The organism is Defluviimonas sp. SAOS-178_SWC, from assembly GCF_039830135.1.
Taxonomy (GTDB): Bacteria; Pseudomonadota; Alphaproteobacteria; order Rhodobacterales; family Rhodobacteraceae; genus Albidovulum.
The window spans coordinates 2150957-2169898 of the sequence record NZ_CP156081.1 but is presented as its reverse complement, the minus strand read 5'-3'; the positions used below and the strand labels follow the sequence as shown (position 1 = coordinate 2169898).

Annotated in this window: 22 protein-coding genes; 7 read left to right on the top strand and 15 right to left on the bottom strand. The window is 64.2% G+C overall.

The features are described 5' to 3' along the window. Positions 1-25 precede the first annotated feature (25 nt). Positions 26-1069, top strand: a complete 1044-nt coding sequence (locus V5734_RS11495) for a patatin-like phospholipase family protein (protein ID WP_347309803.1) — start codon at positions 26-28, stop codon at positions 1067-1069. 7 nt (positions 1070-1076) lie between these two features. On the opposite strand, the gene V5734_RS11490 is transcribed toward V5734_RS11495, so the two are convergent. The 4 genes from V5734_RS11490 to V5734_RS11475 all read right to left on the bottom strand — a co-directional run bounded on the left by V5734_RS11490 (position 1077) and on the right by V5734_RS11475 (position 4110). Next, entirely contained in the window at positions 1077-1850 is a 774-nt protein-coding gene (locus V5734_RS11490) for a DUF502 domain-containing protein (RefSeq protein ID WP_347309802.1), read from the bottom strand. Positions 1851-1916: 66 nt separating this feature from the next. Further along, a complete protein-coding gene (locus tag V5734_RS11485) occupies positions 1917-2834 on the bottom strand; it encodes a pseudouridine-5'-phosphate glycosidase (protein ID WP_347309801.1) in 918 nt (305 codons plus the stop codon). Continuing rightward, entirely contained in the window at positions 2831-3724 is an 894-nt protein-coding gene (locus V5734_RS11480; RefSeq protein ID WP_347309800.1) for a PfkB family carbohydrate kinase, read from the bottom strand. Before V5734_RS11480 ends, V5734_RS11485 begins: the two co-directional genes overlap by 4 nt. 50 nt (positions 3725-3774) lie before the next feature. After that, on the bottom strand, positions 3775-4110 hold the full coding sequence (locus tag V5734_RS11475) for a cupin domain-containing protein (RefSeq protein ID WP_347309799.1): 336 nt from the start codon (positions 4108-4110) through the stop codon (positions 3775-3777). A 69-nt stretch (positions 4111-4179) separates the two neighbouring features. Here V5734_RS11475 and V5734_RS11470 point away from each other — a divergent pair, with 69 nt between their 5' ends. Next, positions 4180-4860, top strand: a complete 681-nt coding sequence (locus V5734_RS11470) for a DUF2461 domain-containing protein (RefSeq protein ID WP_347309798.1) — start codon at positions 4180-4182, stop codon at positions 4858-4860. A gap of 9 nt (positions 4861-4869) precedes the next feature. On the opposite strand, the gene V5734_RS11465 is transcribed toward V5734_RS11470, so the two are convergent. The 4 genes from V5734_RS11465 to V5734_RS11450 are packed head-to-tail and all read right to left on the bottom strand — an operon-like array spanning position 4870 to position 7304. Further along, positions 4870-5661: a transporter substrate-binding domain-containing protein gene (locus V5734_RS11465; protein ID WP_347309797.1), complete on the bottom strand. Its 792-nt coding sequence runs from the start codon at positions 5659-5661 to the stop codon at positions 4870-4872. Continuing rightward, positions 5658-5972, bottom strand: a complete 315-nt coding sequence (locus V5734_RS11460) for a hypothetical protein (protein ID WP_347309796.1) — start codon at positions 5970-5972, stop codon at positions 5658-5660. The genes V5734_RS11465 and V5734_RS11460 overlap by 4 nt, the downstream gene beginning before the upstream one ends. Positions 5973-5976: 4 nt before the next feature. Further along, positions 5977-7119, bottom strand: coding sequence for a hypothetical protein (locus V5734_RS11455; RefSeq protein WP_347309795.1), 1143 nt, complete (start codon positions 7117-7119; stop codon positions 5977-5979). Continuing rightward, the gene (locus V5734_RS11450) at positions 7116-7304 is read right to left on the bottom strand and encodes a hypothetical protein (RefSeq protein ID WP_347309794.1); all 189 of its coding nucleotides are present in this window, start codon (positions 7302-7304) and stop codon (positions 7116-7118) included. The genes V5734_RS11455 and V5734_RS11450 overlap by 4 nt, the downstream gene beginning before the upstream one ends. 240 nt (positions 7305-7544) lie before the next feature. Here V5734_RS11450 and rpsB point away from each other — a divergent pair, with 240 nt between their 5' ends. Then, the gene (gene rpsB / locus V5734_RS11445) at positions 7545-8318 is read left to right on the top strand and encodes a 30S ribosomal protein S2 (RefSeq protein WP_347309793.1); all 774 of its coding nucleotides are present in this window, start codon (positions 7545-7547) and stop codon (positions 8316-8318) included. A 91-nt stretch (positions 8319-8409) separates the two neighbouring features. Further along, positions 8410-9318 carry a translation elongation factor Ts gene (tsf, locus tag V5734_RS11440; protein WP_347309792.1) on the top strand — a complete coding sequence of 303 codons (909 nt, stop codon included), beginning with the start codon at positions 8410-8412 and terminating at the stop codon, positions 9316-9318. A 554-nt stretch (positions 9319-9872) separates the two neighbouring features. On the opposite strand, the gene V5734_RS11435 is transcribed toward tsf, so the two are convergent. After that, on the bottom strand, positions 9873-10634 hold the full coding sequence (locus tag V5734_RS11435; RefSeq protein ID WP_347313621.1) for a helix-turn-helix transcriptional regulator: 762 nt from the start codon (positions 10632-10634) through the stop codon (positions 9873-9875). 249 nt (positions 10635-10883) lie between these two features. Between V5734_RS11435 and V5734_RS11430 the strand changes: the two genes are divergently transcribed. Continuing rightward, on the top strand, positions 10884-12068 hold the full coding sequence (locus V5734_RS11430) for an NAD(P)/FAD-dependent oxidoreductase (RefSeq protein WP_347309791.1): 1185 nt from the start codon (positions 10884-10886) through the stop codon (positions 12066-12068). 6 nt (positions 12069-12074) lie between these two features. Here V5734_RS11430 and V5734_RS11425 read toward each other — a convergent pair whose 3' ends face one another. The 5 genes from V5734_RS11425 to rpe all read right to left on the bottom strand — a co-directional run bounded on the left by V5734_RS11425 (position 12075) and on the right by rpe (position 16827). Beyond that, a complete protein-coding gene (locus tag V5734_RS11425; RefSeq protein ID WP_347309790.1) occupies positions 12075-13889 on the bottom strand; it encodes a SulP family inorganic anion transporter in 1815 nt (604 codons plus the stop codon). A 31-nt stretch (positions 13890-13920) separates the two neighbouring features. Continuing rightward, on the bottom strand, positions 13921-14784 hold the full coding sequence (locus V5734_RS11420; protein WP_347313620.1) for an MBL fold metallo-hydrolase: 864 nt from the start codon (positions 14782-14784) through the stop codon (positions 13921-13923). A 120-nt stretch (positions 14785-14904) separates the two neighbouring features. After that, the gene (locus tag V5734_RS11415) at positions 14905-15564 is read right to left on the bottom strand and encodes a phosphoglycolate phosphatase (RefSeq protein WP_347309789.1); all 660 of its coding nucleotides are present in this window, start codon (positions 15562-15564) and stop codon (positions 14905-14907) included. Then, positions 15561-16115 carry a thioredoxin family protein gene (locus tag V5734_RS11410; RefSeq protein WP_347309788.1) on the bottom strand — a complete coding sequence of 185 codons (555 nt, stop codon included), beginning with the start codon at positions 16113-16115 and terminating at the stop codon, positions 15561-15563. The genes V5734_RS11415 and V5734_RS11410 overlap by 4 nt, the downstream gene beginning before the upstream one ends. A gap of 19 nt (positions 16116-16134) precedes the next feature. Next, positions 16135-16827: a ribulose-phosphate 3-epimerase gene (gene rpe, locus V5734_RS11405; protein WP_347309787.1), complete on the bottom strand. Its 693-nt coding sequence runs from the start codon at positions 16825-16827 to the stop codon at positions 16135-16137. Between the two features lie 205 nt (positions 16828-17032). Here rpe and V5734_RS11400 point away from each other — a divergent pair, with 205 nt between their 5' ends. Continuing rightward, on the top strand, positions 17033-17383 hold the full coding sequence (locus tag V5734_RS11400) for a hypothetical protein (RefSeq protein ID WP_347309786.1): 351 nt from the start codon (positions 17033-17035) through the stop codon (positions 17381-17383). Beyond that, positions 17380-17886, top strand: coding sequence for a hypothetical protein (locus V5734_RS11395; protein WP_347309785.1), 507 nt, complete (start codon positions 17380-17382; stop codon positions 17884-17886). Before V5734_RS11400 ends, V5734_RS11395 begins: the two co-directional genes overlap by 4 nt. Before the next feature lie 104 nt (positions 17887-17990). Here the strand turns inward: V5734_RS11395 and V5734_RS11390 are convergent, their stop codons facing one another. After that, positions 17991-18872 (bottom strand): IS1595 family transposase, encoded by an 882-nt coding sequence (locus tag V5734_RS11390; RefSeq protein ID WP_347309784.1) that lies wholly within the window; start codon positions 18870-18872, stop codon positions 17991-17993. Positions 18873-18942: the final 70 nt, after the last annotated feature.

Here is an 18942-nt window from a genome sequence, read left to right as displayed (position 1 = left end):
TTGAGCCAAGAAGAAGGGGCATGACATGGCAAGCCGGGTCCGGCGCATCAACCTTGCCCTGCAGGGCGGCGGCGCGCATGGCGCCTTCACCTGGGGCGTGCTCGACCGGTTCCTCGAGGACGAGACGATCGAGATCGCGGGGATATCGGGGACGTCGGCGGGCGCGCTGAACGGCGCGGCGCTGAAGGCCGGAATGGCGATGGGCGGGCGGGCCGGCGCGCGCGCTAACCTCGACTGGCTCTGGGCGCAGGTGGGCGCGGTGGGCGACATGCGGATGGCGTCGTGGTTCCGCGCCTTCCTGCCGGTCAGCGATCTCTGGTCCGGCCTGACCGGGCGCCTTGCCCCCTTTTCGCCGGCAGAGACCTTCACGCGGCTGTTCAGCCCCTACGATTTCGGCCCCTTCTACGTCAATCCGCTGGAGCGGGTCGTGTCGCAGTTTCGTTTCGATCTGGTCTGCGGATCGCAAGGTCCGGCCATTTTTGTCGCGGCGACCAATGTGCGGAGCGGCAAGATCCGGGTCTTTTCCGGCGACGAGATCACCACGGATGCGATCCTCGCCTCGGCCTGTCTGCCGACGCTCTTTCGGGCGGTGGAGATCGACGATGCGGAGACCGGCCGGAAGGAGGCCTACTGGGATGGCGGCTATACCGGCAACGCTGCGCTCTTCCCGCTTTTCGATCCCGCACTTCCGGATGACATCGTCGTCGTCTCGATCAATCCGCTGCGCCGCGAGGCGGTGCCGCGGTCGGCGCAGGAGATCCTCGACCGCATCAACGAGGTGAGCTTCAACTCCTCCCTGCTCCGGGAGTTCCGGGCGATTAACTTCGTGAAGGAACTGATCGCGGACGGGCGCGTCGAACACGGCGCGATGAAGGACGTGCTGGTCCATATCGTCGCCGATGACGCGCTGATGACCTCTCTGACGGCGGCGACGAAGCTGGTGCCGACGCCCGGTCTTTTGTGGGAGCTGAAAGGGGCGGGCCGGGCGGCCGCCGATGGGTTCCTCGAGCGGCATGGCGGCGCGCTCAACCACGAAAGCAGCGTCGATCTGGAAGGGCTCTTTTCCTGACTGGCGATCAGCGGGCCGCCGGGCCGCCGTTGTCCTTCGCTTCCTTCGGTTCTTTCGCCGACGGATAGACGAGGCCGGCCGAGATCACCAGTTTCGCCGCGTCCTCGACGGACATGTCGAGGAACGTGACGTCGCGTTTCGGCACGTAGAGGAGGAAGCCCGATGTCGGGTTCGGCGTTGTCGGCAGGAAGACGGTCATGACCTCGTCATCGGGGAGCTTCGCGAGGATCTCGCCCTTGGCCACGGTGGAGACAAAGCCGATGGCCCAGATGCCGGGCCGGGGGTATTCGATCATGCAGGCCTTGTCGAATTTCGCCTCGGTCTGGTTGAAGACCGTCTCGGCCACCTGCTTGACGCCGTTGTAGACCGAGCGCACGACCGGCATCCGGTCGACGATGCTTTCGCCCCAGGCGATGAGCGAGCGGCCCATGATGCCCTTGGCGATCCAGCCCGCGAACACCATGAAGATGAGGAAGACGACGACGCCGATGCCGCGCAGGTGGATTGCGTCGGGCTGGCAGTAGAAGGGCAGGTTGGTCGGGTCGCTGAGGTCGCAGAAATAGAAGCGGATCAGCGCGTCGGGGCGGTATCCGCTCGGGATGAAGGGCCAGACCCAGCTGTCGATCCAGCCGGTGACGGTCCAGACCAGCCAGAGCGTCAGGCCGACGGGGGCGACGACGACAAGGCCGGTGAGGAAGTTCGCGCGCAGCCGTGCAAGCACACCCCGCCGCCTCGGCGGATGAACCATGCTGTGGTCCGGGCCGTCCTCATGTGGTGCCATCGCGCGCGCTTCCCTCCGCTCCGCGCCTGAATGTATGAACTTCGACGGGCGCCTACAATGGGGCGTTCAGGTTGCGGCCGCGATCCCGGCCGCGATGGCGGCACCGAGGCGGGCATTGTTCATCACGAGGGCGATATTGGCGTCGAGCGACCGACCGTCGGTCAGTTCGAAGATGCGGGAGAGCAGGAAGGGCGTGACCTCCTTGGCGGCAATGCCCTGCGCGCCAGCCTCGGCCAGCGCCTTCTCGATCACCGGGACGATGACCGCGCGCGGAATCTCGGCGGCTTCGGGGATCGGGTTGGCAACGAGCTGGCCGCCCGGCAGGCCGAGCCGTCCGCGAATCAGATGCGCGGCGGCGATCTCGTCCGCGGTGTCCATGCGGAGCGGCGCCGCAAGGCCGGAATCGCGCGACCAGAACGCCGGAAAGCTGTCCTGACCATAGGCAATGACCGGGACGCCGAAGGTTTCCAGAACCTCGAGCGTCTTCGGCAGGTCTAGGATCGCCTTGGCCCCGGCGGCCACGACCGTGACGGGCGTCTCGGACAGCTCGCGCAGGTCGGCGGAGATGTCGAAGCTCGTCTCGGCGCCGCGATGGACGCCGCCGATGCCGCCCGTGGCGAAGACCGCGATCCCGGCGAGGCGGGCGGCGATCATCGTCGCGGCGACGGTGGTGGCGCCGGTCCGGCCGGCGGCGAGGCAGGCCGCGAGGTCGGCGCGGGAGAGCTTCATCACGCCGCTTGCCTTTGCGAGGGCGTCAAGCTCGGCCTCGGTGAGGCCGATATGGATCCGGCCGGCCATTACCGCGATGGTGGCGGGCACGGCGCCGGATGCGCGAACCTCGGCCTCGACCCGGCGGGCCGTTTCCAGATTCTGCGGATAAGGCATACCGTGCGTGATGATTGTTGATTCCAGCGCGACAATGGGGGCGCCTTTGGCGCGCGCGTCGGCAACTTCGGGGGCGACGGTCAGGGGCAGGTCGGTCATGAGCCAATATCTCCGGAGACATAGTGGGCGGCGGCATCGAGCGCCGATCTGAGCGCGGCCTCGCGGCTCTCGCCCCGCATTTCGGCGACGATATGGGCCGCCATGAAGGTATCGCCCGCGCCGGTGACGCGGGTGACGAGGACGGCGGGCGGTTCGGCCGTCACGATGCCGCCCGTCGCGCCATCGGCGGTCTTGCGACCGCCATCGGTGACAAGGACCCTGATCGCGCCACGGTCGAGAAGTCCCTCGGCGGCCTCGGGTGCCGACGCGAAGCGGCGCTGGCAGAGGAGGCCCGCCTCTTCGAGGTTGACGTAGAGCGTCGCGTTCCGCACCGGCAGAAGCGGCAGAAGCCGCTCCGCCTTGCCGGGGCTTGCGGGCGCGATGCGGAGATCGGCGGCGACAAAAAGCGGCGAGGCGGCGATATCGGCCAGAAGCCCTTGGGTGAGGTTGCCGTCGAGCGCGACCGGCCCGGACCACGGGGCCGCGGCGCTGGCAAGAGTGCCGTCGCCGAGCGGGCGCAGGATCTTGTCGCCGGCGGCCTCCAGCGAATGCGCGTCGGCGATGGCGGCGACAAGGCCGTTCGCCCCTTCGACGGCCATGTAGCGGTCGGTCGGCAGATCGTCGGAGCGGTAGACATGGCCGGTCGCGACACCAAGGCGGGCGCAGGCCGCGATGAGTTCATCGCCTTCGGGGTCGCGGCCGATGGCGCTGAGAAGAGCCGGGCGCAGGCCGAACCGGGCAAGGGTCATCGCGATGTTCATCGCCACACCGCCCGGCAGCCGGGTGATGCGGCCGGGGACATCGGCGCCCGCCGTCATGTGGACGGCAGAGCGGCCGATGATATCCCAAAGGACCGACCCGATGCAGAGGATGTCAGGGCGTGCGCGCATTCCCGTCCTTTGCCGGGAAACCGGCGCACGCGCAAGCCGGAGGGATCATGTCAGCCCCGGAGCTTGTAGCGGTCCGGTTCCTCGAAGACGTCGAGCGCCACCGTCCCGGCGGAGATCTTCACCGCGTGGACGACTCCGGACGGGATCGAATAGGTCGCGCCGGGGCGGTAGATGCGGGTCTCGCCGTTCATCGTCAGTTCGATCGACCCTTCAAGGACGGTGCCCCACTGGCCCTTGTGCGAATGGGCGGGCAGGTTCACGTCCTTCAGGAACGTGAAGAACACCGCAAGCCCGGCATCGGAGCGCAGGACATTGGTTCTGACCACGTCGTCGGGAAAGGGGATGTCGATCGCGGGGAAGGCCAGGATGAAGTCGGGCAGGGGCATCGGTTTGGTCCTTTCGGGTTCGGTCGCTATAGTGGCAACCGAATACTCCCCCGGCAAGAAAGGACGCCCATGACCCGTTTCACCGGATTCCCCCCCGAGACCTTCGCATTTCTCGCCGATCTGAAGGAAAATAACCGGCGAAGCTGGTTCGAGGCTAACCGGGACCGCTACGAGACGTTCTGGAAGGCTCCGGCACTGGATTTCATCGAGGCGATCGCGCCGGAAATGGCGCGCCTCGATCCGCCGATGAAGGCCGAACCGAAGCTCAATGGCTCGCTGCGGCGGATCAACCGCGATGTCCGCTTCCGCGCCGACAAGGCGCCTTACGAGCCGCATCTGCACATGATCTTCTGGCCGGGCGATCACCCCAACCGTGGCGCGGGCGTCCATCTTGTCCTGCATCCCGACGGCGTCGGCTACGGGGCCGGACGCTGGGCTTTCGAGGGGCCGGTGCTGACGCGGTACCGCGAACGGGTCTGCGACCCCGCCGACCGTGCCGGACTGATGGCGGCGCTGGCGGAGGCGGCCGCCGTCGGCTGCCACATGGACGAGCCGCACCTTGCCCGGGTGCCGCGCGGCTTCGGTGTCGATCCCGAATGGTCGCACCTTCTGCGCTACAAGGGCATCGTGGCGCGTACGATGGAGGGGGCGCTCTTGCCGGACTGGATCGGCACGCCGGAGGCTGTGGACGAGGTCATGGGGCGCGTGAAGCGGCTGATGCCGCTGATCGGCTGGCTGCATGCGATTTAGGACGCGGCGTCAGTTGGTGCCGGGCAGGGCGGTGAAATCCGCGCCGAGATAAGCGACAGACAGTTCCGCCAACCTGCCGCTGTTCTTCAGATCGTCAAACGCCGCCGTCACGGCTGCGATGTCGTCCGGTCGCGACAGCGGGACGACGATCCAGAGCGGTTCTACGAAAAGTGGCTCGGGGTCGTGGCGGACAGGAAAGCCCTGATCCTCGTAGTAAAGCGCATGGAAAACGCTGGTCACGCCGTAGTCGATCTCTGGCGGGTCGGCTTCGCCGAGCGCGCGGAGGACATCGAAATCCGTGAGGTAGGTCTTGACCGTGACGGTTCCGAATGGCGCGTCGGCGCGCTGGCCGTCGATGTAGAGCGTATCGGTGCCTTCGAGATAGAGCGCGTAGATGCATCCCCGGCAGACGCCGAAGTCATGACCTTGGAGGGTCGAACGGTCGAAGCCGAGCCCTGAATGGGCGCCGGCGACGATGACCACCTGATCGAAGTAATAGGGCCCGACGAAGGCGAAATTCTCCTCCCGCTCGGTGCTGCGCGACATCGAGGCGACGGAAAAGACCCAGTCCGAAGGCCAACTGCCGAACTGGATCGTGTCGAAATCGACGGACGTGAACTCGATCTCGGCATCCAGCCGCTCCGCGATCTCTTCGGCCACCGCCACGTTGAAGCCCGCAGGCTTGCCGTCATTGCCCATCGCCGAGAAGGGAAGGTAGGCATCCTCGAACGGCACCACGATCGGGTCCGCGAATGCCGGACAGAGCGTGAGGCAGAACAGGGCAGCGATGGTCTTGATCATTCGTCGTTCCGGTCGACGTCCACGCTTTCGCGGGACCAGTCCTTGAGAAGCGACAGGAACGAGCCGAAGTAGAAGCCGATGATCAGGCCGCCCCAGTTCTGAAGCGTTTCGGGGATCTCATATCCCTGCCGCCAGACCGGCATGAAGGTGACGGTCAGGATGATGACGAGCGCGATGATCGAACTGACAAGGACCGTGACGTAGACGACGAAGCGTTTTGTCGATTGGTCCAGCCCGACATGGGGCGACCGCCGCCGCCGCCCGCCGTTCGGTTTGCCTTTGCCGTTCTCGGGGTCCGGATCGTCGGTCATGGGGTTAACTCCTGTCCCTGATGGCTTGCGCCATTTCAATGAGGCCGCGCAGGCGCGCATCGCGGTCGACGGTCGAAAGGGCGATCCGGTCGACGACGCCGGCGCCCGCCTCCGCGAAGGATGTCCACATCGCCTTCAGCGAGGCGGTGGCCGCCGCATCGGCGATATACTCTTCGGATGTCCGGCCGTTGCCGATGCCGCTCAGCCGCTCGAGGCAGTCACCCCATTCGAGCATCACCCCGCGTTGGCTGGTCCAGTCCATGTGGATCGCCGGAGCGAGCGATACGGCCCGGGCGGAGTTGTCGGCCAGGGACACGCAATCGCCGTCGCGGGCGTAAAGGTCAGACACGGTCATGAAGACGCGAACGATCTTCAGGCGCTCAAGCGCGGCCGGATCGTCGACGGGGATTTCGTCGAGCATGTCGGTCCCGACCTGAAGGGCGAGCGGCCGCGTCTCCTCGCTGGCGGCGAGCGTGTCGAGGAGGGCCGACTGAACGCGCCAGCGCTCGTCGATCGTGAGGTCGTCATATCCCTTCAGCGTGCTGAGATCCTCGTTCGTCAGGACGGCGCCGTCGAAATCCTGCAATCCCCGGCGCACGGCGGCCGCCGTGACCCGCAGTGTCAGAAGGTAGTTGTCGAGTTCGGGGTTGATCTCCACCGCGGTGATCGAGGCGATGTTGGCGGCCTCCAGATCCTGGGTGCCCAGCCGCGGCGATTTCAGCGCATCGAGCGCGCTGCGGCGATAGCCTTCGGCAATCGCGGAGCGGTGGCGCAAGTTGATGGCGAAGGTGATGTCGCGCCCGGCCGCGCTTTCCTTCAGTTCCGCACGCGCGGCATTCGGGTCGGGCAGAATGAAGTCGCCTTCGCCGGCCTGTACGTCGATGATCGCCCAGTTGTTGCTGAGCCCGAGACCGCCGAGGAACTGGTGGAACTGGTAGCCGCCATCCTCGGTCTCCAGATCCATGTTCCAGCTGCTGAAGAACTGCGTCTGCAACGAATTCGTCACGCTCACCGTCACCAGCGGTTCGGCGAACCGGGGCGCATTCGGAAAGTCGGCATCGCGCACCTCGCCCCGGACGTTGTAGCCCTGCGCGAGGGCCGCTCCCGTGAGGCCGATCCAGGCGGCAAGGATGATCGGCGATCTCATGGTGTGCACCCGCAACCGGCGATCGTGCCGTCGCCGGCAAGGCTCTGGGCACAGCATTGCTGGCCTGAACTCAGGGTGCAGCATTGAAGCGTCGTTGCGCTACCAACCTTTTCCGGTACGCAGATCTGCGCATCGGTGGGCGACGTGTTGAGCAGCAACAGATACACGGCAGCAAGCACTTGCATCGAACCCTCACCACAATGAAAAACGTCAAATAATCATCCATACTACCACAGAAGTTGAATTTTCGAAAGCATATGCAACCGCGCAGCCTTTGGGCTTGCGCATCGGGCGCAAATCGACTAGATCGCGCGCACTTCACAGGCGAGGCTTGGGCCCTCGGGGGAGACATCCCCGAAAGGTCCGCCGGTTGGGAGAGATCCCTCATGGCTTCGCCGAGGTCCAAACCGGAAAGGAAAACGGACATGGCACTGCCTGAATTCTCCATGCGTCAGCTTCTCGAAGCGGGCGTTCACTACGGTCACCAGACCCAGCGCTGGAACCCGCGGATGGCCGAATACATCTACGGCGACCGCAACGGCATTCACATCATCGACCTCACGCAGACCGTCCCGATGCTGGACGCGGCGCTGAACGTCATTCGCGAGACGGTCGCCAAGAACGGCCGCATCCTCTTCGTCGGCACCAAGCGCCAGGCTGCGAAGCCGATCGCAGACGCCGCCGAGAAATGCGCGCAGTACTACATGAACCACCGCTGGCTCGGCGGGACGCTCACCAACTGGAAGACCGTGTCGCAGTCGATCCAGCGCCTGAAGCAGATCGACGAGGTTCTGGGCGCGGGCGCCGAGGGCCTGACCAAGAAGGAGCGGCTCGGCATGGAGCGCGAGCAGGCGAAACTCCAGGCCTCGCTCGGCGGGATCCGCGAGATGGGCGGCGTGCCGGATCTTCTCTTCGTCATCGACGTGAACAAGGAAGACCTCGCCATCCTCGAAGCGAAAAAGCTTGGCATCCCGGTCGTCGCGGTCGTCGACACCAACTGCTCGCCCGTCGGCGTCGACTACGTGATCCCCGGCAATGACGACGCGGCCCGCGCCATCGCGCTTTACTGCGACCTCGTCAGCCGCGCCGCCCTCGACGGCATGTCGGCCCAGATGGGCGCCGCCGGTATCGACCTCGGCGCGCTCGAGGAAGCGCCGGCCGAAGAGACCGTCGACGCGGACGCCGCGGCCGAAGCCTGAGCGGGCAGGGGGCCCAGGCCCCTGTCATCGGACATTCATCGGGCGGGGGTATTCCCCGCCTGACCCATTCGAAATGGAAGGAGAGCCAGACATGGCGATCACCGCACAAATGGTGAAGGAACTGCGCGAATCGACCGGCGCGGGCATGATGGACGCCAAGAAGGCGCTGACCGAGGTGAACGGCGACATGGAAGCCGCCGTCGACTGGCTGCGCACCAAGGGTCTTGCCAAGGCCGCGAAGAAGGCCGACCGCGTCGCTGCCGAGGGCCTGATCGGCGTGGCCGTGAAAGATGGCCGTGGCGTCGCGATCGAGATCAACTCCGAAACCGACTTCGTCGCCAAGAACGCCGATTTCCAGGAGATGGTCCGCGAGATCACCAACGTCGCGCTTCAAACCGGCGAGACGCTCGAAGTGCTGAAGGCCACGCATCTGAACGGCAAGCCGGTGGACGACGTTCTGACCGACGCCATCGCGCGCATCGGCGAGAACATGACGCTCCGCCGGATGCACGTTCTGGAAGGCGACACCGTCGTGTCCTATGTTCACTCGGCCGCGGCCGAGGGCATGGGCAAGATCGGCGTTCTCGTCGCGGTGAACGGTCCGAAGGACAAGGCCGAGACGATCGGCAAGCAGTTCGCGATGCACATCGCCGCGACCTCGCCGCTGGCGCTGGGTGAGGGCGATCTCGATCCCGCGCTCGTCGAGAAGGAGCGGACGATCCAGACCCAGAAGGCGCTGGAAGAGAACGCCGCCGCCGCCAAGCCGAAGCCGGACCAGGTGATCCACAACAACATCATTCCGGGCCGGATGAAGAAGTTCATCGCCGAGAACACGCTGCTCGGTCAGCAGTTCGTGATCAACCCGGACGTGACCGTCGAGCAGGCGGCGAAGGATGCCGGCGTCGAGATCACCGGCTATGCCCGCGTCGCGGTCGGCGAAGGGATCGAGAAGAAGGAAGAGGATTTCGCCGCCGAGGTCGCCAAGACCCGCGGCGCCTGACGCCTTGTTCCGAAGGAACTGACAAGGGCCGGGTTTTCCCGGCCCTTTTCGTTTGCACGGGACTGTGCCGGGCTGCTGATTGCGCCGCATGGCGGACGGAAAAAGGCGGTTGGCGTTGCCGCGAAAGGCCAGCCCCATCCCGCCCCGCTCAACTTGGGAAACAGCGGCTCCGCCGGAAAGCGAAAAGGAAAAGGGCGGCATGTATCGACATGACACACACCGCCCAAAATCGCGCCAGCACCTGTTGGGGATGAGGACAGGGCGCGTTTGGTGCCGAGCCTGTCGGATGGAGAAAGCACCCGACAGACCCAGCGTCCGGTTTCCCGGGCTACCCTTTCCCCCGTAAAATGCGGGCTGGTCGGGGTCGCTGTTCCTGGCTAATGCCACCACTCACGGAACAAGCGAAATATTGCCGGTTTACGTTGGGGAACGAAAGTAAGGGAATCCATACCCGTCTGAATTGAAACAAATATTAAACTGCCCTTTTGGACAGGTGCGACTCGCTCTCATGGATCTGCACCTGTTTCCAATACGGAAACGATACCCGAAAATATTCATTCGGCCGGGAAGATGAAGATCTGATTCTGGAACGAGGCCTTGAGAACGGCCTGCGCCGTTGTTTCGACATCGAGCGCTTCGCGCGCCAGCCGCAGGTGCTTTTCCACCGTCGCGGGCGTGAGGCCCATGATCGTCGCAATATCCTGCATGGTCTTGCCGTCGCCAACCCATTCCAGCGCCTCGCGCTGACGCGGGGTGAGGGCGCGGCGGGACGACGCGAAGGGCATCGCGGTGATCCGCAGATGCGTCACGTTGTTGATCACCGTGATCTCGCGGCCGAAATCGTCCCAGACCGCGTCGACCTCGTGCTGGCGCATGCCGGGCCGGGCGCAAAGCCCGATCGCACCCTTGGCACGCACCGATACGTCGCGGAAACTGATCGAGTAGCCGGCCTTGATATCGTATTTGTGGTTGAGTTCGAGGACCCGCTTCTCGGTCGGCGTCATCGTGTTCGAAGCCGCCATCTCGCCGATGAGCCGCCATGAGCACGCGCCTTCATTCGCGGCGGCCCATTTCACCATCGGCGCGTTGTTGTAAAGACCGCTTTGCACGAATTCCGTGAGGTAGCTCTCCGGGTGGTTGGACAGGACCAGCACGTCGTCGGCATTGCCGAAGGAATTCGACGTCCGGAACCGGGTGAAGCCGTAGAGCATCCGGGTGAACCCGTAACCCGCCATCTTCTCGAGGTGCAACGACCAGATGTCCTCGATCGACGTCGCTTCCATGACGCGTTCGAGATGCACTATGAGCGGCGACACGGCTGCCAAGGCGTTCCCCTTTCCTGGCTGGGCGAATACCGAAGCCAAACCCGATCACCGCCGGGCACGCGCCGGGGTGGGCACACACTCTCACTTGCGTCGACGCCGTCCAGCGGCAGCGAAAACAATATCATAGCAACATCCCCGCCCCTTTCTTGCCATGCCAGAAAGATTCTGTCGAGTGGCCGCCCTTTCCCTTTCCGCGGAACTTGCTACCTATGGCGGCGACAGAGAAACGAGAGGCGGACCATGTCGGACGGAAACTGGGATGTCGTGATCATCGGCGGGGCGGTGACGGGGGCGGCGACGGCATGGTGGCTCTTGCAGGCCGATCCTTCGCTGAAGGTTGCGGTGGTCGAGAAAGACCCGAGCTATGCCCGTGCCGCCACCGCCCTCTCGGTCGCCTCCGTCCGCCAGCAGTTCTCCAACCCCGTCAATGTGGAGATCTCGCGCTTCGGCGTGGGCTTCATCCGCGATTTCGGCGCGCGGGTCGGGGAAGAGGGCGGAGTGCCGTCGCTGGGGCTGAAGGAAAACGGGTACCTCTTTCTTTCCGGCACCGCCGAAGGCGCGGCCTTGCTGCACGATCTGGCTGCGATGCAGCGGGGGCTCGGGGCCGCGACCGAGGTTCTCGGGCCGGATGCGCTGGCGCAGCGATTCCCGTGGATGCAGTTCGACGACGTCAGCGCCGGCAGCATCGGAGCGCGGGATGAAGGCTGGTTCGACAATATGGGGCTTCTGAACGGGTTCCGGAACGCGGCGCGGGCGCGCGGGGCGGTCTTCCTGCAGGATCGGGTGACGGGGCTGGAACGGTCGGGCGACCGGATCGTGGCGGCAATGACCGAGAAGGGCGCACGGCTGGAAGGCGGCGCGTTCCTCTGCGCCGCCGGCACCGGATCGACGGAGATCTGCCGGATGGCGGGAATCGATCTGCCGGTGGAACCCCGCAAGCGCACGGTCTTCGTCATCGACGCCCCGAACGCCCGCCATCCCGAGGCGCCGCTGATTATCGACCACTCAGGCATCTACCTGCGCCCGGAGCATGGTCAGTGGATCACCGCGACCGTGCCCGACGAGGACGGCCCCTGCGCCGAGGATGACTGGGAACCCGATCACGCCCAGTTCGAGGACCTGATCTGGCCGAAGCTCTATGCGCGGTCGGAAGGCTTCGACGCGGTGAAGGTGACGCGGTTCTGGGTCGGGCACTACGACTACAACACGCTTGACCAGAACGCGGTTCTCGGCCGTTGGCCGGGATATGCGAATTTCCACATCGCCGCCGGCTTCTCGGGCCACGGGCTGCAACAGGCCCCGGCGGTCGGGCGGGGGCTGGCCGAGGTGATCCTGACCGGTGGCTACCGGACGCTCGACCTTTCGCCGCTCGGGCCCGAGCGGGTGCTGGAGGACCGGCCGTTTCTCGAAGAGGCGATCGTGTAGGCGCTGTCAGGGAAGCTGGGCCGGCGCTGTCATTCGTAAGGCGTTCGCCTTGCGGCTCGTGTCGCGCCGGGTCTCGCCCAAGGTCCGGGCCGTCAGGTCAGGGGCGAGGGAGCGCATCGCGTCGCACTGGGTGAGGAAGACCTTGCCCGTCAGCTCGCCCAGGAACACGCTCCTGGCAAGGCGATCCATGACCGGGCCCTTGACCTCGGACAGGTGCAGCGTCACGCCGCCATCCTTCAGCCGGTGATTGATCGCCTCAAGGCTCTCGAGCGCCGAGGCGTCGATCTCGTTCACCGCCGGGCACATGAGGACGACATGGGCCAGCCGCGGGTTCGCGGCGATCTCCGCCTGCACGACGTCTTCGAGAAAGCGCGCATTGGCGAAGTAGAGGCTTTCGTCCACGCGGATCGTCACCACGTCGGGGGCGGTCACGACGGTATGGCGCTGCACGTTGCGGAAATGCTCGGTCCCCGGCACTTGCCCGACGATCGCGACATGCGGGCGCGACGACCGGTAGAGATGCAGCATCAGCGAGAGCGAGACACCGGCAAGGATGCCCTTTTCGACGCCGAAACCCAAGGTCACGAGGATCGTCGCCGCCATCGCCGCCGCATCGGGCTTGGAATAGGCGAAGATGCGGGGCAGGGCCTTCAGATCGACGAGGGAGAGAACCGCGACGATGATCGTCGCGGCGAGCGTCGCCTGCGGCAGGAAGTAAAGGAGGGGCGTGAGCGTCAGCGTCGCGAGCGCCATGAGGACGGCCGTATAGGCGCCAGCGGCCGGGGTCTCGGCTCCGGCATCGAAGTTGACGACCGAGCGGGCAAAGCCGCCCGTCACCGGAAACCCGCCCGACAGCGCCGCACCGAGATTGGCGCCGCCAAGCGCGATCAGCTCCTGATCCGGGTCGATGCGCTGACGCTTCTTCGCGGCCAGCGTCTGGGCGACAGAAATTGTCTCGACGTACCCCACGACGGAAATCAGAAGTGCCGGCACGGCAAGCCTGGTCCAGAGCTCTACATCGAAGGGCGGCAGGGCAGGGAGCGGCAGGCCCGAAGGAACCTCGCCCACGATCCTGATGCCGCTGCCATCAGATCCGAAGAGATGCGCGAGGCCGGCAAGGGAGGCCGAGATGATCGTCGTCAGCGCGACCGCAACGACGGGGCCGGTCCGGGCAAGGATCGTCGCGAGCTTGGGGTCCACGCCCTTTCCGATCAGGAACGGGCGCAGGCTCTTTCGGGCCCAGAAGAGAAAAGCGGTCGCCCCCACACCGATGAGCAGGGTCGGCAGATGGATCTCGTCCAGATGGGCGAAGATCGACAGGGTGAGGTCGAGGAGGTTGTGCCCGTCGGCCTTGATCCCGAGGATGTGGCGGATCTGGCTGGCCGCGATGATCAGCCCCGAGGCGGTGATGAAGCCAGAGATCACCGGATGGCTTAGGAACGCCGCGAGAAAGCCGAGCCGCGCCACGCCCATCGCCAGAAGCATCAACCCGGACAGGAAGGCGAGCGCGATGGCCGCGCCGAGATATTCGGGCGTGCCTTGCGCCGCGATCTCGCCGACCGCCGCTGCCGTCATCAGCGAGGCCACCGCGACCGGGCCCACGGCGAGTGCGCGCGACGTGCCGAAGATCGCGTAGACCAGCAAGGGCGCGATCGAGGCGTACAGTCCGACCTCTGCCGGCAGCCCGGCCAGAAGCGCATAGGCCAGCGACTGCGGGATCAGCATGATCGTCACGATCACGGCGGCGATGATGTCGGCCGCGAACGTGTCGCGCGAGTAGGACGGACCCCAGTCGAGGATCGGAAGGAAGCGTTTCAGCATCGGGAGGGGTCCGCCGGGAATGGGGTGGGCGTCAGAGCTTGTTCACGGGAACCTTGAGATAGATCTTGCCGTCGTCCTCTGCCGGCGGCATCTGCCCGGCCCGCATGTTGACCTGGAGCGAGGGAATGATCAGCCGCGGCATGGCGAGCGTCTTGTCGCGGGCCTGCCGCATCTCGACGAACTCCGCCGCCGACTTGCCGCCGCCGACATGGACGTTCCGCGTCTTTTCCTCGGCCACCGTGGTTTCCCAGGCGTATTCGTCGCGGCCGGGCGCCTTGTAGTCGTGGCCGACGAAGATCCGCGTCTCGTCCGGCAGGCACAGGATCTTCTGGATCGAGTTGAAGAGCATCTCGGCCGATCCGCCGGGGAAGTCGCAGCGCGCGGTGCCGAAATCCGGCATGAAGAGCGTGTCGCCGACAAAGGCCGCGTCGCCGATGACATAGGTGAGGCAGGCGGGCGTATGGCCCGGCGTATGCATGACCCGGCCTTCGAGCGCGCCGATCGTGAACGTGTCGCCGTCGCGGAAAAGCCGGTCGAACTGGCTGCCATCGCGCTGGAACTCAGTGCCTTCGTTGAAGACCTTGCCGAACGTGTCCTGCACCACGGTGATGTTGGCGCCGATGCCGATCTTGCCGCCGACGCGCTCCTGGATATAGGGCGCAGCCGAAAGGTGGTCGGCATGGACATGGGTTTCAAGCACCCATTCGACGCTCAGCCCTTCCTTGCGGACATATTCGATGACCTTGTCGGCGCTCTCGGTATCGGTCCGACCCGAGGCGTAGTCGAAATCGAGAACCGAATCGACAATGGCGCAGGCGGTGCTGCCAGGATCCTTCACCACGAATGTCACCGTATTGGTGGCCTCGTCGAAGAACGCCGTCACATCAGGTTTCACGCGCGTCGTCATGACCGTCTCCCGTTGGAATTACCGCCATGATATAGGCACGCGGGCACACATAGCAAGTTATGAATATGAATTGGAGCTACGCGGGTCGGCGCGCGCGGTTGTGGGCGTTCACCACTCGAAATGCCGGACGATGCCGGGCAACATCGCGAAATCCGAAAAGGCGATGTTGTGCGGCAGGTCCGCGACCGGGGTCTTGCGGTAGCCTTCGGTGTAAAGCGCGAAGGGGGCTTGGGCGTTTGCCGCCGTCTCGGAATCGACTTCGCTGTCCCCGACATAGATCATCCGACCGCCGCCGAGCTTTTCGTGGGTGCGATGCAACATTGCCGGGTCGGGCTTGCGCGTCGGCAGGCTGTCGCCGCCGATGACCAGTTCGAACCGCTCCCAAAGGCCGACATGGCGAAGCGCGGCCTCGGCGGGGCGGTAGGGCTTGTTGGTGCAAACGGCAAGGCGGCAACCGAGACCGGCAAGCGCCTCCAGTGCCTCGGGGACGCCGGGGTAGGGGACATTGCCCTCCACGTCCGTCTCGTAGCGCGCGACAAGCGCCGTCTCGACCTGGCGAAAGAGTGGGCCGTCCGCGTCTGCGTCCGAGGCGATCAGAAGCTGCCGCACGAGGTTCGGCACGCCCTTTCCGACGAAGCTGCGCACCTGCGGCAGGGTGAGCGCCTCGAACCCGAGATCGGCCAGAACCGCATTCGACACGGCATGAATCGCCGGCGCGGAATCGATCAGCGTCCCGTCGAGGTCGAAGATGACGACCGGCGCGCTCATGCGGCCTTCCACTTGATCGAGCAGCCCATCGAGGGGGTCTGGTCGCGCGGGCCGTGACCCGTCTCGGCCACCTGCTTCATCGCCTCGTAAAGCTCGCGCTTCACGTCGGGCGCGGCGGCCTGACGGCCCGACGCGTCGAGGCGGCCGCGATACTGCAGGCCAAGCCCGGCGTCGAATCCGAAGAAATCCGGTGTGCAGGTCGCGCCGTAAGCCTTTGCCACCGCTTGGCTTTCATCGTAAAGGTACGGGAACGGGAAGCCGTGTTTCTTGGCTTCGGCCTGCATGTTCCCGAACCCGTCCTGGGGATATTCCGCCGCGTCGTTGGACGAGATCGCGGCGACCCCGATCCCGAGCGCCTGCAACGCCCTGGCATCGCGGATGATCCGGTCGATGACCGCCTGCACGTAGGGGCAGTGGTTGCAGATGAACATGAGCAGCGTGCCGTTTGGCCCCCGGATGTCGGCCAGCGACCAGTCGCGGCCATCGGTGCCGGGCAGGGTGAAATCCGGGGCTTTCCAGCCGAAATCGCAGACGGGCGGGGAAACGGGCATGTTCTCCTCCTGGTGGAAATCAGGTTTGGGCGCTGGCCGTGGCGGTTCGGATGGCGCGGATGTTCTTGCCGTAGACCTCCGGTTTCGCGACCGAGCCGCCCGCAAAGACCGCCGATCCGGCGACGAGCACATCGGCGCCGGCGGCGGTCACGAGCGGTGCCGTCTCGGGCGTGATGCCGCCGTCGATCTCGATATGGATCGGGCGGTCGCCGATCATCTTGCGCAAAGACCGTATCTTATCCACTTGGGAATGAATGAATTTCTGCCCGCCAAAGCCGGGATTCACGGTCATCACGCAAATGAGGTCGCAGAGGTCGAGAAGTGGCGCGGCCGCTTCGACCGGAGTGCCGGGATTGAGCGCGAGACCAGCTTTTTTCCCAGTTGCACGAATGGCTTGCAGTGTGCGGTGAATGTGCGGTCCGGCTTCGTGATGCGCGGTGATGATGTCGGCGCCGGCGTCAGCGAAGGCTTCGATATAGGGATCGACCGGCGCGATCATCAGGTGAACGTCCATGACCGTCTTGATGTGTTTGCGGATCGCCTTGCAGAGCGGCGGGCCAAAGGTGAGGTTCGGAACGAAATGGCCGTCCATGACGTCGACATGGACCCAGTCGGCGCCTTCGGCTTCGATTGCCGCGATCTCGCGGCCGAAATCTGCGAAATCGGCGGAGAGGATCGACGGGGCGATCTTGATGGATCGGTTGAAGGTCATGCGCGCGCTCCGGACTGGTGGTGTCATTGCTCTACCGGCAAAGGGCGTGGGGCGTCCAGCGAAGACCGGCGATCTGCGCGGATTTGCCCTTGCAGCGCCGATCGCACCGCGTCTTTATAGGGGTGTATCCCCTCAGCATACGTTAATTGACTTGATGGCGATTTGAATCTATCGGTCTCACAACCTGCTGTGGGTCCAGTATTTGATGAAGTACATTCTATTGTCCGTCTGGTGGGTGTTAAGTCGCCTCTTTGCCCTACTCATGGCTGGAGGTGTGATTGCAGGAGTCCTCGCTGACGTGCCGGGCGCAAAGGACACTGTCATCGGCGATGAGACGATCACGTTTTTTTCAACAGCATTAACTTGGGTTTTACGCGTATTACATGATGATCCGGCACTTATCGTGATCTGCCTTATCATCGCCGCAATTCTACGTTGGGTTGTCATTTACCCACATGCGGAAAAGTTGCGGGAAGAGGTTGAAAGGGAGCGGAAAGCTGCGCGCTCGCGTTTGGGCGCGTCATCTGCTAAGAAAGACAAGCGGAGTCGGAAATGACATCAGATCAAATGATTCTTGGTGCTGCGCTTCTTGTCATGCTCGCGTACGCTTACCTTGCTGCGCGCTTGTCGCGTACATTCCAGCCGCTGCGGCTGCAAGTTGCAAACAACATAGAAGATTTGTTGGCAGATCAATCTATTCCGCGCTCCTTTAGGGACGATCTTGATCGTCTTGGAAGAATGATGTTCAGCACGAAGGCCGCGTGGTTGATGGTGATCACATACCCCCTGGGCGTATTCAATGTTCTGCGGCAAGGTTCAAGAGTTCACCCCAAGCTGATGTCGCACCCTAAGCACAGGGAGATCGCTCAAACGTTCGTTCATGGAATCATTTGCATGATGGCAACGAGTCCAATTTGCTTCCTGCTTTTTGTAATCGAAGTCATAATGCTCATGCTGTTTTGGGCACCGCTTGGCCGCTCTGCTAGGAGCGCACTTCACATCGTTTTCCAGTTTATGAATGGACGCCAAGGTGGCGGCAGGGGAAGTGCGATAGGTTGATATGGGTGACCTAAAATCAGCCCGCAAGACGGGTAAAATTGACATGTTTATCAAGGCACACGAGACCGATCCTGATGGCGACCTTGATAAGTTGGACGCCTTGATCAAGCGCCCAACTCAGGGAACCGCGAAAGCAACTCCGAAAGCATCGTCTCGGGACGCATCCGACGATTGAAGCGGTACTCGAATTCCTTGACGTAGCGCAGAAGGTGCTTGCGCGACACACTGGTATGGGTACCAGCAATCGACTTTTTCAGGTGATTGAAGAAGCTTTCGATCTGGTTGGTGCTGGTGCCGTCCGGCAGGGCGTACTCACCGTTCCGATGGTTCACGGTCTTGTGGGTGTATTCGGTGCGCGAACCGTGGAAACGGTCATAGGCGCGAAGCTCATCCGTGTGGATTTCTGAGCCGGGCAAAACATTCTTGTGGATTTGCGGGATTAGCGATCCGCGCGTCTGGTCGGGAACAACGGTCAGGATCGCATCGCCGTCGCGTTCGATCATGCCCATCACGACCGTCTTGCGCTCGCGCCAGTCATGGCCTTCCGTCTTGCCGCCCATGAACGTCTCGTCAATCTCGACAACCTCGCCATGGCCACCTATGGGCGCGTCGCCGTCGATAGCGGCCATATGCTCACGAATGAGCGCGGCCATGCGCCATGCGGTCTTGTAGGTGACGCCAAGCTGACGCTGCAATTCCTTGCCGCTGACGCCATGCCTGGACGTGGTGAACAGGAAGATCGCGTAGAACCAGAGTTGCAGCGGGGTGCGGCTCTTTTCGAAGATGGAACCGACCATCGGGTGAATGTGATGGCCGCACCACTGGCAGGAATAGGCTTGTTCATTGGTCAGGCGATACCATTTCGCCTCTCGCTCACACTTCGGGCAGACGTGGCCTTGGCCGAAGCGAACGTTAAACAGATGCTCCAAGCAGGCGTCATCGTTCGGAAATTGAGCGAAGAACTGGCGAACGGTGGTCTGTTTCATGGTGGCATGTCCCTCTGATACCTATCAGATGGGAATTCGACTACCGTATGTCAAGGGGATACGCCCCTCT

Excerpts from the sequence above, each read along its gene's own strand:
- V5734_RS11495 (WP_347309803.1), top strand. The coding sequence starts at position 26 with ATGGCAAGCCGGGTCCGGCGCATCAACCTTGCCCTGCAGGGCGGCGGC.
- V5734_RS11490 (WP_347309802.1), bottom strand. The coding sequence starts at position 1,850 with ATGGCACCACATGAGGACGGCCCGGACCACAGCATGGTTCATCCGCCG.
- V5734_RS11485 (WP_347309801.1), bottom strand. The coding sequence starts at position 2,834 with ATGACCGACCTGCCCCTGACCGTCGCCCCCGAAGTTGCCGACGCGCGC.
- V5734_RS11480 (WP_347309800.1), bottom strand. The coding sequence starts at position 3,724 with ATGCGCGCACGCCCTGACATCCTCTGCATCGGGTCGGTCCTTTGGGAT.
- V5734_RS11475 (WP_347309799.1), bottom strand. The coding sequence starts at position 4,110 with ATGCCCCTGCCCGACTTCATCCTGGCCTTCCCCGCGATCGACATCCCC.
- V5734_RS11470 (WP_347309798.1), top strand. The coding sequence starts at position 4,180 with ATGACCCGTTTCACCGGATTCCCCCCCGAGACCTTCGCATTTCTCGCC.
- V5734_RS11465 (WP_347309797.1), bottom strand. The coding sequence starts at position 5,661 with ATGATCAAGACCATCGCTGCCCTGTTCTGCCTCACGCTCTGTCCGGCA.
- V5734_RS11460 (WP_347309796.1), bottom strand. The coding sequence starts at position 5,972 with ATGACCGACGATCCGGACCCCGAGAACGGCAAAGGCAAACCGAACGGC.
- V5734_RS11455 (WP_347309795.1), bottom strand. The coding sequence starts at position 7,119 with ATGAGATCGCCGATCATCCTTGCCGCCTGGATCGGCCTCACGGGAGCG.
- V5734_RS11450 (WP_347309794.1), bottom strand. The coding sequence starts at position 7,304 with ATGCAAGTGCTTGCTGCCGTGTATCTGTTGCTGCTCAACACGTCGCCC.
- rpsB (WP_347309793.1), top strand. The coding sequence starts at position 7,545 with ATGGCACTGCCTGAATTCTCCATGCGTCAGCTTCTCGAAGCGGGCGTT.
- tsf (WP_347309792.1), top strand. The coding sequence starts at position 8,410 with ATGGCGATCACCGCACAAATGGTGAAGGAACTGCGCGAATCGACCGGC.
- V5734_RS11430 (WP_347309791.1), top strand. The coding sequence starts at position 10,884 with ATGTCGGACGGAAACTGGGATGTCGTGATCATCGGCGGGGCGGTGACG.
- V5734_RS11425 (WP_347309790.1), bottom strand. The coding sequence starts at position 13,889 with ATGCTGAAACGCTTCCTTCCGATCCTCGACTGGGGTCCGTCCTACTCG.
- V5734_RS11415 (WP_347309789.1), bottom strand. The coding sequence starts at position 15,564 with ATGAGCGCGCCGGTCGTCATCTTCGACCTCGACGGGACGCTGATCGAT.
- V5734_RS11410 (WP_347309788.1), bottom strand. The coding sequence starts at position 16,115 with ATGCCCGTTTCCCCGCCCGTCTGCGATTTCGGCTGGAAAGCCCCGGAT.
- rpe (WP_347309787.1), bottom strand. The coding sequence starts at position 16,827 with ATGACCTTCAACCGATCCATCAAGATCGCCCCGTCGATCCTCTCCGCC.
- V5734_RS11400 (WP_347309786.1), top strand. The coding sequence starts at position 17,033 with ATGAAGTACATTCTATTGTCCGTCTGGTGGGTGTTAAGTCGCCTCTTT.
- V5734_RS11395 (WP_347309785.1), top strand. The coding sequence starts at position 17,380 with ATGACATCAGATCAAATGATTCTTGGTGCTGCGCTTCTTGTCATGCTC.
- V5734_RS11390 (WP_347309784.1), bottom strand. The coding sequence starts at position 18,872 with ATGAAACAGACCACCGTTCGCCAGTTCTTCGCTCAATTTCCGAACGAT.